Genomic DNA, 14,910 nt, shown 5'->3' with positions numbered 1-14,910 from the left:
GGCCACGGCGCTACGTCGAGCGCACAGGTTCTGGGGCTGCCTTGAGAGGGTCATGGTTGGCCTGATTGACATAGAGCATCTGGGTTGGATAGGCAAACTGAATATTTTCAGCGGCAAAGCGCTCAAAAAGAGCCAGATTGATCGCCTGTTGCGTATCCATATAGACCAGGAACTCGGGGGAGAGGACAAAATAGACCACTTCGAAGGTCAGGGCAAAGTTATCGAACTTCTGAAAATGGGCGCGATCAAAGCGCGTGTGGGCCTGGGCTTCGATCGACTCGCGAATAATTATGGGTATCTTGCGCAATAGTTCGGGGTGTGTCTCGTAGATAACCCCGAGCGAAAAGACGATGCGCCGTTCTTGCATGCGCGAGAAGTTTTGAATGCGACTATTAAGCAGATCAGCATTGGAAAAGACCAGATGCTCACCCGAGAGGCTTCGGAGGCGGGTGGTTTTGATGCCGATGCGCTCGACGGTACCGGACATCGTCCCCACGACAATAAACTCTCCCGGCACAAAGGGCTTATCGAGCGTAATCGAGAGCGACGCAAAGAGATCGCTGAGGATATTTTGCACAGCCAGGGCAATCGCAATACCGCCAATGCCCACACTTGCGAGCAGCGGCGTAATATTGATCCCGGGCAGATTCTCGAGGATGAGCAGCAGAACGATCGAATAGAGCACCAGACGGGCTATCGTCGTCAGCAACTGGGCGGTCGCCACGCGCCCGCGGTCAAGTTCAAGATGACGCTGGGTATACTGTTCACCCCAGCCCGTAATCAGGGCATTGCCCCAGATCCCGAGCTGGATCAGGAAAGAGATTCCCGCAACCGTCCTGATCAAGTCTTCGAGACCATCAGGCAGGATCAGAATGGTTGAACCAAGATAGAAGGCAACAACAAACTTGATCCACCCCTTGGTCTTTTTGGTGACAATGGCGATGGCGTCATCAACAAAGGTGTCGGTTGTCTCGGGATGACGGGCAAAGCGCCACCGCAAGCCAAGTTGCAACAGCGTGATCACCAGAAAGATGACGGCCATGATGATCAGGGCAATCAGCCAGCGTGTTGGCGAATTAGTCGTAAAGATCGCGGTCAGATCGTCAAAGATCGTCATCCACTCATTGACTGGCTGGAGCAATTCAGTAAGTTCGGTTTCCAATTCCTCTAGTTCAGGCATAACTCCTCTTCAAGAAACGTCCGAATCAGGTCACGCAGTTGTGCTGGCTGGTCAAACTGGATGCCGTGACCGCTTGCCGCAATAATGGTGGCGCGACAGTGCGCAATGCGCTCGGCGAGCCGAAAGAAATCGGTCGCCAGATTATTGACTTCGCCGTCACCATTGAGCAACAGCACTGGACAGGCAATGCGGTCGGCCTGGTCGTAGCAGATATTGCCACCGGCTGCATAGATCGCCTGAGCCGCCGCCGCCCAGCCCTCGATCAACGGGGCGAGTTGGTCTGCGCCGTGGTTGGCAATGATCTCGTCGCGCCAACTGGCACGGCTGGCATCCCAGGCACTGACAGGGAGCCATTGCTGGGCCGCTGCGGCCATCGGGGCCGAGATGACCCCGGCGACACCCCAGGCAACCACGCCACAGACGAGATCGGGCCTAGTTGCCGCCAGCAGCAATGCACTCTCGGCACCATCACTAAAGCCAAGCACGACGACTGGCCCCGGATTGAGATGCTCGAGTAGCCGGATCATATCGTCGGCATCACGCTGGTAAAAATCAGGCGGAAAGTCACGGAACGGGGGGCGACTTGCCCCATAGCCCCGCAAATCGGGGGCAATGACCCGCCAGTTTCTCTTCAGATAATCAATCAAGTCACCCAGGTGACTACGTGCCGTCCCCGTAAAGCCGTGCAACAACAGCAAGGGATGGCCTGCACCTTCATCGTCATAGGCAAGATTCAGATCATCGAGCACAACGTGGTGCATATAAATTCCCCTATAATAGTAACAAGCACCCTCTTATTATAGCCGAAGCGCAGTATGACCATGACGATTGATGAGTTGCGAGCCATTCCGCTCCTTGCCTTGCTCGATGACCGAACGCTTGCCGATACGGCCCGTCGCATGCATCGTTCAAGTTTTCGCCCGGGACAGCAGATCCTCCAGGAAGGTGAGCAACCGCCTGGTCTCTTCTTTGTGCAGCGTGGGCGCGTGCGGCTCTCGTGCATGGCGGCTGATGGGCGTGAGCAGGTACTGGCGATGGTTGGCCCTGGAGAACATTTTAACGCCGTGCCGCTCTTTGATGGCAACCCCAACCCGAGTTCGGCCCGGGCGATGAGTCCGGTGGTCTGCCTGCTTTTGCCACGTGAAGACCTGATTGCCCTGATCCGCCAGCATCCCGATTTTGCCCTGGCGGCGCTCAACGCGATGGCTGGGCAATTGCGTGAACTTGTCACCCTCGTTGAAGACCTGGCCTTTCGTTCGGTACGGGCGCGGATGGCACGACAACTGCTAGCCGAAGCGGGTAGTGGTGCGGCGGAATTGACCCATCAAGAACTGGCCGAACGTGCTGGAACCGTACGCGAAATCGCGGGACGGGCGCTGCGCCGGCTGGCCGAAGAGGGCATGGTACGGCTCGAACGCGGGCGCGTCATCGTGCTTGACCCCGAGGGCCTGGCACGCGTGATCGAAGAATAAAGTTTGCGATACGAAAGGTTTGTGGAGTTATGAGACTTTAGTGGTAGACGAGGGCATAGGCCTTATAGTAATCTGTCTACGAACAACTCTTTCTTCAGTTTGAGCTAATGAGGAGCAAGCCTGTGCCGTACATTATTGTCGAACCCTGCATTGGAACCAAAGACGCGTCGTGCGTAGCCGTTTGTCCAGTTGATTGCATTTACGAGGGCGAAGATCAGTACTACATCAACCCTGACGAGTGCATTGACTGTGGCGCCTGCGAGCCAGAATGCCCAGTTGAGGCTATTTTTGCTGACGACTCGGTGCCTGAGCAGTGGAAGAGCTATATCGAGAAGAACCGCACCTTCTTTGGTGCCTGAGTTGGTTCCTCCCCCAAGCACATATGGTTCTTCTGCCACAAAACCCCAGCAATGCTGGGGTTTTGTGGCAGAAGAACCATTGGGTTTCAGGGCATTAGCCCTAGCAAAAAGCTTGATAGCTCTCGGGGGTATCAAGATCAACGCAGACCGCAGGATCAGCCACCTCAAGCCAGTGGACGTGTGTGGTTGGATTGCGTAACAGGACGCGTGCGCCCGTATCACCTTCAAGGGTTGCGACCGTTGGAAAGAGCGCGGCGGCAAGCAAGACAGGATTACCCTGCTGGCCCTGGTAACGCGGCACAATGGCGTGAGCTTCGGGGTGCGCGGCAAATGTGGTCATCAATTGATTGATGAGCCCTGGCGTGACGAAGGGTTGGTCAACGAGCAGGATCACCGCTGCGATTGCATCGGTGGGCAAACTTGCCAGCCCACAGATGAGCGAAGCCGCCTGTCCAGTTGCAAAGGCGGCGCACTCCACAACATGCACCCGGCTGCGCATCTCGCCGAGGGCCAGCCCTACGGACGTGGCCTCGGCCCCCAGCACCACCGTCAACCCGGCGAGGCGACTGGCGAGGGCAACCGTGGCAACGTGGCGTACCAACGGCTGCCCCTGCCAGATCAGCAACGGCTTGGGCGACCCCATTCGGCGCGACTGACCGGCGGCCAGCAGAACCCCATAGATCACGGGTTCAGTTCAACAACCTGGGCATTCAGCCAATAGACCACCCGCTCGGCAATATTGGTTGAGCGATCGCCAATCCGTTCAAGTTTATGCGCGATCAACAAGAAATCGGCCGCCCGGGCAGGATTGGGATGGCTTGCCAGACTGTGGGCCAGGGTATGCTTCACCTGTCGATAGAGCAGATCGACTTCGGCCTCTTCAGCAGCCAGCGCCTGGGCCGCCGCGAAATCGCCGTTACTGATGACATCAAGCGCACGCCCAAAAACACCCTGTACCATCGTGGCAAGTTGCATCAGATCGGCTGGTGGCTCAAGTGGCTCGGCTTCCTCGCCCCCAAGCACCATGCGGGCAATCCCTTTGGCATAATCGCCGATCCGCTCGAGTTCACTCCCGATGGCGATAATGCTCAGGATGCTCCGCAGATCGCGTGCGACGGGCTGTTGCAAGGCAACCAGGGCGATGGCATGATCTTCCAGGGCACGCTGGGCCGTATTGATCAGGCGATCATCTTGTTGAACTTCTTGTGCCAGTTCACGATCCTGATTTGTCAGCGCCGTCAACGCACGTTCAATTGCGATATTCGTCTGGACACCAAGATCTTGCACCTGGTGCCGCAACGAAGCAAGTTCGGCATCAAAATGATCACGCACGCGCATCATACACCTCCTCGTGTAACTGCTCAGCTCTCTTCTTTGCTCAGTTTACCCGATCAGATCGCTTCAGTGCAACGAGAGATTCGGTCACAAAAGAGAGAGGTCTGATTACCGGCTGAGGGCTTGCGGGCCTATGGCCCGCAAATCCTCAGCCGAAGGCCTAACGTTGCCACAGGATTTAACGCCGCCCAAGGCGCTGCAACGCTTGCCATGTCATCCCGTTGGCAAGCAGCGGCACAAGATGAACGGTGAGCAAAAGCCCCCGGCTTGTCGGCGCCATACCGGGACTAACGAGGGCGATGGGCATCGAGAGCAACAGGATCAGATGGAGCATGCCAAGATCAACGGGTCTGAGTTTGCCGCGCAGCCCTTGTCCAAGCAGTGCAGCGGTGAGCAGCGCAGTAAGCCTCACCGTACCAAGGGCCACACGTTGGGCTGCTGGGGTCAGCGCCATCTGGTTGGTAGAGGCCCCCCAGAGAGGCAGGCTTAGCAAGCATGTTTGCAGACTCAGAGCATATATTTTCATCAACAAAGGAACTTCTATATTACCATGGGTATCTACGGTTGCACCAAACATGATCGCCGTCGTATGCGCCCCACGGTCGCGGTCATTGGCAAGATCGCGCAGCGCACCGTGGACACCATTGACCAGCATGATCACGAGGCTCTCGTAGAGGGCAAGCAGGGCCGTGAGACGGGTGGGCTTGCCGCGTTGCAGCGCCCCAGCCGCAAGCAGGGCCGTCCAGCCGAGGGCCTGGATAAGATCGGTGAGGATCGGCCAACACGCCCGCTTCCCCCAGTGATTATAGGCTCCTAGCGCCAGCACAGCCAACCCGAGGGCAAGCCGAGCAGGTCGCAGCGGTGTGGTTGATACCATACCCGTGGTTTGCAATGCAAACGCTGCGGGCACCGCAAGGATGGCGACTGCCCCGGCCTGGGGCGGCGAAATGCGCCCCTGGATCAACGGATAGTCGGCACGCAGCGGCTGGGTGCGATCAAGCTCGCGATCACACAGATCGTTATGCACATATGCAAAGATATGAAAAGCCGCCCCCATACCTACAAGCTTTATCATCGCACCAGGTGACAACCGCGGCTCAACACTGACCGCCCCGAGCACCGGCAGCACCATCGTTGCGCCGCTCGCCGAAAAACGCACAAAACGATAGATATCATCCAGCCAAGGCTTGAAATTCATCACACCTTCACTTGACAAACCAGGATAACCGTGGTAAAATCAGCACATAAGTTCAGTTCTGCTCGGTATTCATTACGGCGGACAAGGCTAACACAAGACAACGAGGAGGAAGCCATCATGGCAAAGGATCTGAACAAAGTACAGTTTACGGGACATCTTGGCGCAGACCCTGAGATGCGCTACACCGCTCAGGGAAGTGCCGTCACCAACTTTCGGGTGGCGAGCAACCGCACCTGGAAAGACCGCGAAGGTGGTGCTCACGAAGACACCGAATGGTTCCGTGTGGTTGCGTGGGACAAACTAGGTGAGATCTGCAACCAGTACCTGACCAAAGGCTCACGGGTCTACATCGAGGGCCGTTTGCAAACGCGCAAGTGGGTTGATCGTGACAATCAAGACCGCTACATCACCGAGGTGATTGCACAGGATATGATTATGCTCTCGACGCGTGGTGAACGCGGCATGCCTGCAGGTGACGAGCATTTTGGTGATGCCGAGCAGTTTGAGGAAGCACCGCCCCCACCTGCCGAAGCGCCACCACGGCGAACTCCGGCGGCTGCGACATCGAATGGCAGTCGGTCAGCGCCTAGCCGCAGCATTGCGCGGAACCAGCCCCAGCCAATCGAAAATGACGAGGATATTCCCTTCTAGGGTTACGTTTTCTTGCAAGGGCTCCCATACGTCAGCATAGCTGACGTATGGGAGCCCTTCGCAGTGCCTCAGGTTAGCCGGAAGGCTTAGGCATAGATCGGGGTACACCAGCGGCGATAGGTGGTGAGCCGTGCGCGCACAAGATCGGCATAGAGACGTACCAACAAGCCAGAGATCGGGCCAACCTTGCCGTCACCAACGGTACGGTGGTCAATTTCAACGATTGGTTTCAGTTCGGCCCCGGTACCACAGAAGAAGGCCTCGTCGGCAACGTAGAGTTCGGTGCGGTCAATGGCACGCTCAATGACCGGCACGCCGAGGTGCTCGCGGGCCAGTTCGACCACGACCTGGCGCGTGATGCCTTCGAGCACGTCGCTATACAGCGGCGGGGTGATCAGTTTGCCGTCGCGCACGATAAAGAGGTTTGCCGCACTTGCTTCGGAAACGTGGCCGTCACTGCCCAAGACAATCGCCTCATCGTACCCATTCAAGAGCGCCTCGGTCTTGGCCAGCGCCGAGTTGATGTAGGCTCCGCACGCTTTGGCGCGTGAAGGGATGATATTGTCATCAATGCGTCGCCACGACGAGACACAGGCACGTACCGAGTCGCCGGCCATATACTGGCCAAAGCCAAGGGCAAACATCGTAAAGGCGTCAGTCAACCCATTCATCTGCACCGCAATCGCCGGATCGCTCTTGTAGACAAGTGGTCGGATGTAGACATCCTCGCGAAAGCCCTCGCGCCGCAGCAGTTCCACGGCAATGTCACACAACTCATCAACACTATAGGCCAACTTCATATAGAGAATGCGGCTCGAACGATGCAGTCGTTCCATATGGGCGCGCAACTGAAAGACATACAACTGCTCTTGCTCGGGTACCCAGTACCCACGAATCCCCTCAAAACATCCCGTCCCGTAGTTGAACGTATTGGTCATCACACTGATCTGAGCCTCTTCAATCGGGACAATGGCACCATTGAAAAACGCAAAGCGGTTGGCTGGCATGGTCTACTCCTACAACATCTTCAAACTTGAAGCGGATCGCATATGATCGCCGCCGGACGTCCGGCGACTCTGGTAAGCACAACAACAAGTGCCCGTTGGCCTGGGCCCCGCAACTGACGGGCTAGCTGGTCGGTGTCGAGCGGTGAACCGCGTTTTTTGACCGTCACTTCACCGGCGTCGAACGTACGCAGACGGGCTCGCAAGGCTTTGAGCTGAAACGGGAGCCAGGCAAGAATGCGCCAGGCACGGGCTAGCGGGGTTGGCGTATGGACAGGCGCGGTCAAATACGCAATCTGGGGGTCAAGTTGCGCGGCATCAAGCTCAACGGCAAGATTGGTCACCATGCCTGCGCGAATAATCGCTGGATCAGGCTCATAGAGCCAGGCCGCAGGTGGAGTGAGACGGTGACCTGGAGGCGGCGAGGGATGCTCGGTGCTGCGTGTTACAACCTGATAGCCGCCCGTTGCATCGAGGTGATGCAGTACCGTTGCTCGGCGGCGGGTGGAGACCAGCGGGCCACACCAGAGCGTCGTCTCTTTCAATTCGCCATCAAGTGAGACCAGTTCAACTTCGGCGTCACCGGGCAAGGCCTCACGTGGAACCCCCGGGGCCAGTTTGATTGCCAGCGCTGGGGTGACGACCTGCCAGCCGAGCACATGGTTCAGGGGCGGCTCGTAGGCATCGACATCTTTGAGGCGCCGGTCACCGCGGCGGCGTCCGGGGTCACAAAAGAGCGCCTCGGCGTCCGGGGGCGGGCTTGCAAGCAGATCGCCCACCCGCGCCGAAACCTGTGCGCCGAAACCGAGCGCCTCGGCATTGGCCTGGCACATCGCGACCCGCAGAGGATCGCGGTCAACCGCCGTAACCATGGCCCCGACCGTTGCCAGGGCCAGCGCATCAGCCCCGATGCCACAGCAGAGATCCGCAACCTGGCGATACCTACCCAGGCGGGTTGCACGATGAGCCGCGACAGAGGCGGCACTCGCCTGTTCAAGGGCCTCACGGGTAAAATAGAGCCGTTCAGCCTGAGGGAACTTGGCACGCGCACGCTGACGCAACTGCACCGTCTCGACTACTGCACGAGCCTGCTCAGGCGTGCAGAGGCGGCGCAGCCGCTCAAGTTCGGGCAACACAGTCGCCTCACTGGTCAGGCGTGGTGTCAATTCAGCCAGCACGGCCTGGCCTGTGCTGGTCAGCAGCCAGGAAAACGTCGCGAGATCCACAGCTAATCTGCTGCACCCTTCACCTTCATAATATCGGCGTGAATGCGAGCGGCCAGTTCTTCGGCCTGCTGACGCGCCACGGCTGGCATCAACTCACCAGACTCACGCGCCCGCCAGCAAGCAGCAAAATGACCATCGCCATAATCAACAAAAGGAGGTTCTTCCTCTTGGCACTTTTGAATCGCAATCGGGCAGCGCGTATGGAAATGGCACCCAGACGGCGGATTGAGGGGGCTCGGCACATCGCCTTGCAGAATAATGCGGCGGCGCTGTTGTTCCACCCTTGGGTCAGGAATTGGTACTGCCGAAAGCAGCGCCTGGGAATAGGGATGTAACGGCATACTATAGAGTTTCGAGCCTTCAGCGAGTTCCACCATCTTGCCGAGGTACATCACAGCCACGCGATCCGAAATATGCTTAACCACACTCAGATCGTGGGCAATGAAGAGATAGGTCAGCCCGAGCTTATCCTGCAACTCCTCGAGCAAGTTCACCACCTGGGCCTGGATCGAGACATCGAGCGCCGAGACTGGCTCATCGCAGACCACAAACTCAGGTTCGACAGCCAGAGCGCGGGCAATACCAATCCGCTGACGCTGACCGCCCGAGAACTCGTGGGGATAGCGACTAGCGAAGGCCGGATTGAGCCCAACCAGACCAAGTAACTCCTCGATACGTTCGCGGACGGCTCGCCCCTCACGGAGCTTGTGAACCCGAATTGGCTCACCAATAATATCGCCCACGGTCATACGCGGATTGAGTGAGGCATACGGATCTTGAAAGATCATCTGCACCTTACGGCGCATCTTGCGCAGTTCATCACCGCGGATCGCCGTCAGGTCGGTACCCTGAAAGCGCACCTCGCCCTCGGTAGGCCGATAGAGTTGCAGAATAGCGCGCCCGGTCGTACTTTTGCCACACCCTGACTCACCCACAAGCCCGAGCGTCTCACCGCGCTTGATCGTAAAACTCAGGCCATCAACTGCCTTGACCGTACCAACGCGACGCTGGAAGATGATCCCACGCGTCACGGGGAAATGCATCTTCAGATCCTTCACCTCAATCAGATTTTCGCCACTGGTGCTGTCATAGGCAGAAACTGTCATGCGCGGTCTTCTTTCACTCTAGAGCAACTGTCAATGATCGCCTGCAAACCTTCGTTCACAGACTCGTCACACACCCTGATCCTCAAGTTTGAGTTCAGGAATTGGTGTTTCCATCGAAATATCAAAAAGACATGCCGCACGATGATCGGGGGCAACATTGCGCAGCGGGGGTGTCTGGGTCAGGCAGCGTTCCTCGACATAGTCACAGCGAGGGCTAAACGGACAAATCGGGGGCAGGTCGATCAGATTGGGCGGCAACCCACGAATTGGATTGAGCTTGTGGCCGCGTTCTTCGTCGAGCCGTGGAATCGAGCGGAGCAGGCCAATCGTATAGGGCATCCGTGGATTCGCAAAAATCTCTCTTGTGCTGCCCTCTTCCACCACCTTGCCCGCATACATCACCGTCACGCGGTCGGTCATCCCGGCAACGACCCCAAGGTCGTGGGTAATCATCAACACAGCGGTCTGGAGTTCTTCCCGCAGGCGATTAATCAATTCAAGAATCTGGGCCTGAATGGTCACATCGAGGGCCGTCGTTGGTTCATCGGCGATCAGCAACTCGGGATTGCACGAAAGGGCCATCGCGATCATCACACGCTGACGCATCCCACCCGAAAACTGATGCGGATAATTATCGAGGCGTTTGGAGGCACTAGGGATGCCGACCATATGCAACAACTCACCAGCTCGATTATACGCCTCTTTGCGCGAGAGACTCATATGCAATTCAAGCGACTCGGTGATCTGCCGCCCGATGGTCAGCACCGGATTGAGTGACGTCATCGGATCTTGAAAAATCATCGCGATGCGATTGCCCCGGATATGGCGCATCTCCTCATCGCTCAGCGCCAGCAAATCCTCGCCGTCAAAAAGAATCTGGCCCCCAGCAATCTTGCCTGGAGGCGAAGGAATAAGGCGCATAATCGAAAGCGAGGTGACACTCTTGCCACATCCCGACTCACCCACGATCCCGAGGGTTTCGCCACGATCGACATGAAACGAGACACCATCAACCGCTTTGACCACCCCATCCTGAGTATGGAAATGGGTCTCTAGGTTCCGAACTTCAAGCAATGGGGCCATCGCTATCCTCGCTTGGATATCCAGATGTAGCACATAAAGAGAGACGGTGGTAAGACCTACCACCGCCTGGCGATCATGCCAGGATCGTGAGAGAGCAGCTGTGCTGGCGCATTCGTTTTGCCTAAATCTAGTGTTGCTGGATCGTACCACGAGCACGGCACACTGTCAAGAATTTACCGTATTTGCACAATCACCAGAGGCGTGGTATACTCTTGCTGGTTGTGCAAATACGACCCCGTAGCTCAGTGGATTAGAGCGTTTCCCTGCGGAGGAAAAGGCCGTGCGTTCGAGTCGCACCGGGGTCGCCAGTTGAAGGTCAAGCGTCCAGTTGCAAACTGGGCGCTTTTTTGTTGGGGCACGGCCGCGCCGTGCCCCAACGGCCGCGCCGTGCCCTCATCATGCGCCGTGCCCCCATCATGCGCCAAAACAAGCCGTCACGGTGAAGCGTTCGCTGCCGTGTCCCCCGGTGACGATCAGCGAACCGCAGCGCAGCCAGGCGTGGGCCTCCATCGTGGTTGACGCGGTGGGATCAGTTTTGTTCAGCGCGACGCCGAGGTAGAGCGTCGTGGGGATGTGGCGGCGGGCGAGCCAGGATCGGGCCGCGAGCGCCTGCGGAAAGCAATTGCTTGTCCAGGGGGTCAAGCGATGCACACGAGCGATGGCTAGCCCCACCCGGCGGGCCTGCGCGAGGTGTTCAGGCGATGCCTCGGTGGGCGTCTCGACATGCAATGTGCCGAGCGCGCGGGCCAGGCGGCGAAACGGAACGACGCGCAGGGCGAGGCGTGCGAGGCCCAGCAACACAAAGACCTCGACCAGCAACCAGCGGTCGGCCCACGAGAGCGCGGCCAGTTTGCGCAGTTTTGCCTGATGGCGCGTGAAGAAACCCTGTGCCAATGCTAGCTCCAGACCGATGAGATGCACAGGTTGATTATACTGCACTTTGCTGTGCAGAGGGCATAGCGCCGCGATTACGCGGCGCTGGCCTATACGTCTTACTGGTCTGTCAATGAAGCTTTCCGACACCCCTGGGAGCGAGGGCGTCCCGCCCTCCAACGCTCGTCGAGGGCGGGACGCCCTCGCTTCCAGGGCACCAAGTACCAGGAAACTTATCGTACAACTAGCGGCAGGTAGACCATGCTGGTGTTGCTGGGGCGACCGCCGTTCTGCTGGGCAGCCCAATCCGGATCTTTTGTATTCAGGAACGTGATGAGATCGGCATCGGTTGCGCTCAGGAAGTTGTAAGAGATATCGAGCTTCGTCAGGGTTGTCAAGGTGGCAAATTCCGCCGGGATCTCACCCGTGAGCTGATTGATGCTCAAATCCAGCAGTTCCACGCTGGTCAATACCCCTGTTGCAGCCAAACCTGGTGCCTGCACCGGCACTGCGCTCAACTCTGGAGGAATGCCGCAGCTCAACTGGTTGTCGCTGAGATTGAGGATGCGCAGGTTCGCAAGGTTGCCCAGGGTCGGCGGGATGCAGCCGGTCAACTGATTGCGCTGGAGTTCCAGACGTTCAAGCCTGCTCAGATTGCCCAGTTCAGCCGGGATGGCAGCGGTTAACTGATTATCATGGAGCACCAGTTGGGTCAGTGCGGCGAGATTGCCGAGTTCGGGCGGAATGGCGCCGGTCAGTTGATTGTCATCGAGCTCGATAATCGCCAGCACCGGAAGATTGCCGAGTTCGGGCGGAATGGTGCCGGTCAACTGATTATTATCTAACTGAATATTTTCCAACTTTGACAGCGATCCGAGCCAGGCTGGAATATTGCCACTGAGCTGCGTGCCATCAACTTCGAAACGAATTAGATTGCTCAGATTCGCCAGGGTATCGGGAATAGCGCCGCTGAGTTGTCGATTCTCACCGAGGTTCAAAATCTGTAGATTCGTCAGATTGCCGAGCTCTGGCGGCAGCGTACCACTCAAGACATTGCCCGACATTTCCAGCCGTTGCAGATTCGCCAAATTGCCAAGCACAGCGGGGATCGTGCCGGTCAACTCATTGCCGCCGAGATTCAAAGTGCCCAGATTCGCCAGATTGCCGAGCGCAGGGGGAATCGTGCCGGTCAACTCGTTGCCGCCGAGATTCAAAGTGCCCAGATTCGCCAGATTGCCGAGCGCAGGGGGAATCGTGCCGGTCAACTCGTTGCCGTTCAGCACAAGCTCCTTGAGATTGGACAGGCTGGTTAGTTCGGTCGGAATGGTGCCGGTCAACTGATTGTCACGTAGGTTCAGATACTGAAGCTCGGTGAGTTGGGCCAGCTCGGTGGGGATCGTGCCGGTCAACTCGTTGCCGTTCAGCCAGAGGAGCCGCAGGTTGGCAAGATCGCCGAGTACGGGAGGAACCGTACCAGTCAACTGATTGCGCTGCAATTCGATCCACCTGAGGTTGGCAAGGCTGCCAAGTTGTTCAGGTATGGTGCCGCTCAACTTGTTATCCTTCATAAAGAGCGATTCAAGATGGCTGAGATTGCCGATCGCTGGGGGCAAGACGCCAGTCAAGTTGTTTTCATGCAGCCACAGACTGATGACCTGATTTTCAGGATTGCAATTCACCCCCTGCCAACTGCAGGGCGTATTGGTCTCTTTCCAGCCGGTATTGTCCACCCAATTTGCGCCGTCGGTAGCATCATAGAGCGCGACCAGGGCTTCACACTCGGCCTGAGAAATTTGGGTCTGAGCGGCACAATCGGTAACGGCACTGGTTGTCCCCACGAAGCCACCAAGCAAACCGAGCAACAAAGCAAGCAAACAGATCCTCAAAGCAAGCCGTTCCATACCATATCCTCTATCCACTACAAGTCCAGGATGCGACCTACATGTTCACACTTCTCCTGAGAGCGGGGGCATCTTGCCGTCGACCGCACACCGAGGGCGAGACGCCCTCGCTCCCAGGCTTGCGCGTTTCCCCTATTATCAGACACTGTTGCGGCGTTGTTGCGGCGTTGTTGCGGCGTTGTTGCAACAACAGAGATTCAGACAGCGTTGCGCCGACTCTGCGCACGCACCTGTCAGGGCACGGCGCTGCGGTGCCCCGACGGGCTTGTTCTGCGGCGCGGGGTGTGGGCGAAGCAACTGCCGCGCCCAAGAATCTCGCGTAAGAGCCTCGGGCAGCGCTACGCCGACTCTGCGCACGCACCTGTCAGGGCACGGCGCTGCGGTGCCCCGACGGGCTTGTTCTGCGGCGCGGGGTGTGGGCGAAACACGTGCCTCCAGCACATCGACCGAGGGTCTACCGCTTCATAGTGCAGAGAACCTCGTAGAAGATCTGTGTCCCCAGACGCAGGTTATCGATTGAACTGCGTTCGTCAATGCCGTGAAAGCACGCCAGTTCGCCGGGGGTGATGATGGACAGGAAGAGACCGTAACTGTGTGGTGATAGAGCAAGATCGGGTATTTGCTACCGTCGCCGCAGAGACGGGCGACCAGGTTCGTTCGATGCGGCGCAGCTTGGTACTGCGTCGCCTTCAAGCCTCGTGCGTCGAGCAGATCGTGCAGGTATGCGGCCGTTGCCCGTTCGTCACCGGGCGGATTGATTGATTTGATCTTCAGGTAGCCGCTCAGCACGTGGGCTGCTTCGTTCCCGATCTCGCTCCAGTTGATGTTTGCCCCAGTTTGCATATTAACGCTCCTGAAGCACTGGTCGTCTCAGCCGGAAGATCGCAACAATGATCGGCAGCACCAGCATGTGGATGATGGCAAAGATCATGAACATGAGGCGAAAGCCAACGCTATCAACGAGCAACCCTGCGAGGAGTGTGCGTTGCGACAACCTGCCCTCCTTTGCCTGGTTGCGACCCTGAAACGATGATGTGCGTATTGTAGCAGCCTGCATCTGCATCCATCCCCGGCGCCTGTGCGTGTCCGCCCTATCGCCGTGATTCACCCTCGCGCACGGCAGGGGGCACGTCCGCAGGGCGGCAGCGGGCATGGCATCGCAGCACGGGCGGCGGGCACGGCATCGCAGCACGGGCAGCGGGGCACGGTGGCATCGTAGGGCCGAAGCACGCGCCCCACTCGATGCGTGGTGCAAGCGAAGCGCGTGGGGCGCGTGCTTCGGCCTGACGGCCACGGGGTGCGCACGGGCACGGCGGGGGGCACAGGCACGGCGGGGGGCACAGGCAGCGGGGTGCGCACGGGCACGGTGGGGGGCACGGGCACGGTGGGGGGCACGGGCACGCCGTGCCCCTACGATTGGGTTGGTGGGTGGGCACGGGCATCGTTTGGGCACGGTGGGAGGTACGGGCACGGGCAGGCCGTGCCCCGATTTTAGGCGTGCGCATTTGTGAACCCTCATTGA

15 protein-coding genes and 1 tRNA gene are annotated in these 14,910 nt (G+C 58.2%); 4 read left to right on the top strand and 12 right to left on the bottom strand.

What is annotated here, in order from left to right; genetic code table 11:
• Window positions 1-10: 10 nt before the first annotated feature.
• Complete coding sequence (locus EYB53_RS05255) at window positions 11-1,180, bottom strand: mechanosensitive ion channel family protein (RefSeq protein WP_205712582.1); 1,170 nt, start codon at window positions 1,178-1,180, stop codon at window positions 11-13.
• Window positions 1,168-1,941, bottom strand: a complete 774-nt coding sequence (locus EYB53_RS05250) for an alpha/beta fold hydrolase (protein ID WP_135477159.1) — start codon at window positions 1,939-1,941, stop codon at window positions 1,168-1,170. The genes EYB53_RS05255 and EYB53_RS05250 overlap by 13 nt, the downstream gene beginning before the upstream one ends.
• A 54-nt stretch (window positions 1,942-1,995) precedes the next feature.
• On the opposite strand from EYB53_RS05250, the gene EYB53_RS05245 reads away from it, so the two are divergent.
• Together EYB53_RS05245 and EYB53_RS05240 are read left to right on the top strand one after the other, a co-directional pair.
• Complete coding sequence (locus EYB53_RS05245; protein ID WP_254150900.1) at window positions 1,996-2,652, top strand: Crp/Fnr family transcriptional regulator; 657 nt, start codon at window positions 1,996-1,998, stop codon at window positions 2,650-2,652.
• A 122-nt stretch (window positions 2,653-2,774) separates the two neighbouring features.
• Window positions 2,775-3,011 carry a ferredoxin gene (locus tag EYB53_RS05240; RefSeq protein ID WP_097654693.1) on the top strand — a complete coding sequence of 79 codons (237 nt, stop codon included), beginning with the start codon at window positions 2,775-2,777 and terminating at the stop codon, window positions 3,009-3,011.
• Between the two features lie 100 nt (window positions 3,012-3,111).
• Here the strand turns inward: EYB53_RS05240 and EYB53_RS05235 are convergent, their stop codons facing one another.
• From EYB53_RS05235 to EYB53_RS05225, 3 genes are all read right to left on the bottom strand, one after another.
• The gene (locus tag EYB53_RS05235; RefSeq protein ID WP_135477158.1) at window positions 3,112-3,696 is read right to left on the bottom strand and encodes a nucleotidyltransferase family protein; all 585 of its coding nucleotides are present in this window, start codon (window positions 3,694-3,696) and stop codon (window positions 3,112-3,114) included.
• A complete protein-coding gene (gene phoU, locus EYB53_RS05230) occupies window positions 3,693-4,352 on the bottom strand; it encodes a phosphate signaling complex protein PhoU (RefSeq protein WP_135477157.1) in 660 nt (219 codons plus the stop codon). The genes EYB53_RS05235 and phoU overlap by 4 nt, the downstream gene beginning before the upstream one ends.
• Window positions 4,353-4,524: 172 nt before the next feature.
• Window positions 4,525-5,544 (bottom strand): UbiA family prenyltransferase, encoded by a 1,020-nt coding sequence (locus EYB53_RS05225; RefSeq protein ID WP_135477156.1) that lies wholly within the window; start codon window positions 5,542-5,544, stop codon window positions 4,525-4,527.
• Window positions 5,545-5,661: 117 nt separating this feature from the next.
• Here EYB53_RS05225 and EYB53_RS05220 point away from each other — a divergent pair, with 117 nt between their 5' ends.
• On the top strand, window positions 5,662-6,195 hold the full coding sequence (locus EYB53_RS05220; RefSeq protein WP_135477155.1) for a single-stranded DNA-binding protein: 534 nt from the start codon (window positions 5,662-5,664) through the stop codon (window positions 6,193-6,195).
• A gap of 86 nt (window positions 6,196-6,281) precedes the next feature.
• On the opposite strand, the gene EYB53_RS05215 is transcribed toward EYB53_RS05220, so the two are convergent.
• The 4 genes from EYB53_RS05215 to EYB53_RS05200 all read right to left on the bottom strand — a co-directional run bounded on the left by EYB53_RS05215 (window position 6,282) and on the right by EYB53_RS05200 (window position 10,614).
• A complete protein-coding gene (locus EYB53_RS05215) occupies window positions 6,282-7,202 on the bottom strand; it encodes a branched-chain amino acid transaminase (RefSeq protein WP_135477154.1) in 921 nt (306 codons plus the stop codon).
• 20 nt (window positions 7,203-7,222) lie between these two features.
• Window positions 7,223-8,425, bottom strand: coding sequence for a THUMP-like domain-containing protein (locus EYB53_RS05210; protein WP_135477153.1), 1,203 nt, complete (start codon window positions 8,423-8,425; stop codon window positions 7,223-7,225).
• 2 nt (window positions 8,426-8,427) lie between these two features.
• A complete protein-coding gene (locus tag EYB53_RS05205; protein ID WP_135477152.1) occupies window positions 8,428-9,531 on the bottom strand; it encodes an ABC transporter ATP-binding protein in 1,104 nt (367 codons plus the stop codon).
• A gap of 66 nt (window positions 9,532-9,597) precedes the next feature.
• Window positions 9,598-10,614, bottom strand: coding sequence for an ABC transporter ATP-binding protein (locus EYB53_RS05200; RefSeq protein WP_135477151.1), 1,017 nt, complete (start codon window positions 10,612-10,614; stop codon window positions 9,598-9,600).
• 231 nt (window positions 10,615-10,845) lie between these two features.
• Here EYB53_RS05200 and EYB53_RS05195 point away from each other — a divergent pair.
• Window positions 10,846-10,922 (top strand) — tRNA-Arg (locus EYB53_RS05195).
• A 106-nt stretch (window positions 10,923-11,028) separates the two neighbouring features.
• On the opposite strand, the gene EYB53_RS05190 is transcribed toward EYB53_RS05195, so the two are convergent.
• The 3 genes from EYB53_RS05190 to EYB53_RS05180 all read right to left on the bottom strand — a co-directional run bounded on the left by EYB53_RS05190 (window position 11,029) and on the right by EYB53_RS05180 (window position 14,382).
• The gene (locus tag EYB53_RS05190; RefSeq protein WP_167857269.1) at window positions 11,029-11,508 is read right to left on the bottom strand and encodes a lasso peptide biosynthesis B2 protein; all 480 of its coding nucleotides are present in this window, start codon (window positions 11,506-11,508) and stop codon (window positions 11,029-11,031) included.
• A 212-nt stretch (window positions 11,509-11,720) separates the two neighbouring features.
• Window positions 11,721-13,388: a leucine-rich repeat domain-containing protein gene (locus tag EYB53_RS05185; protein ID WP_135477149.1), complete on the bottom strand. Its 1,668-nt coding sequence runs from the start codon at window positions 13,386-13,388 to the stop codon at window positions 11,721-11,723.
• Between the two features lie 844 nt (window positions 13,389-14,232).
• On the bottom strand, window positions 14,233-14,382 hold the full coding sequence (locus EYB53_RS05180) for a hypothetical protein (RefSeq protein WP_167857268.1): 150 nt from the start codon (window positions 14,380-14,382) through the stop codon (window positions 14,233-14,235).
• Window positions 14,383-14,910 lie beyond the last annotated feature (528 nt).

The organism is Candidatus Chloroploca mongolica (assembly GCF_004762035.2).
Classification (GTDB): Bacteria; Chloroflexota; Chloroflexia; order Chloroflexales; family Chloroflexaceae; genus Chloroploca; species Chloroploca mongolica.
This window is presented reverse-complemented; position numbering and strand designations above follow the sequence as displayed.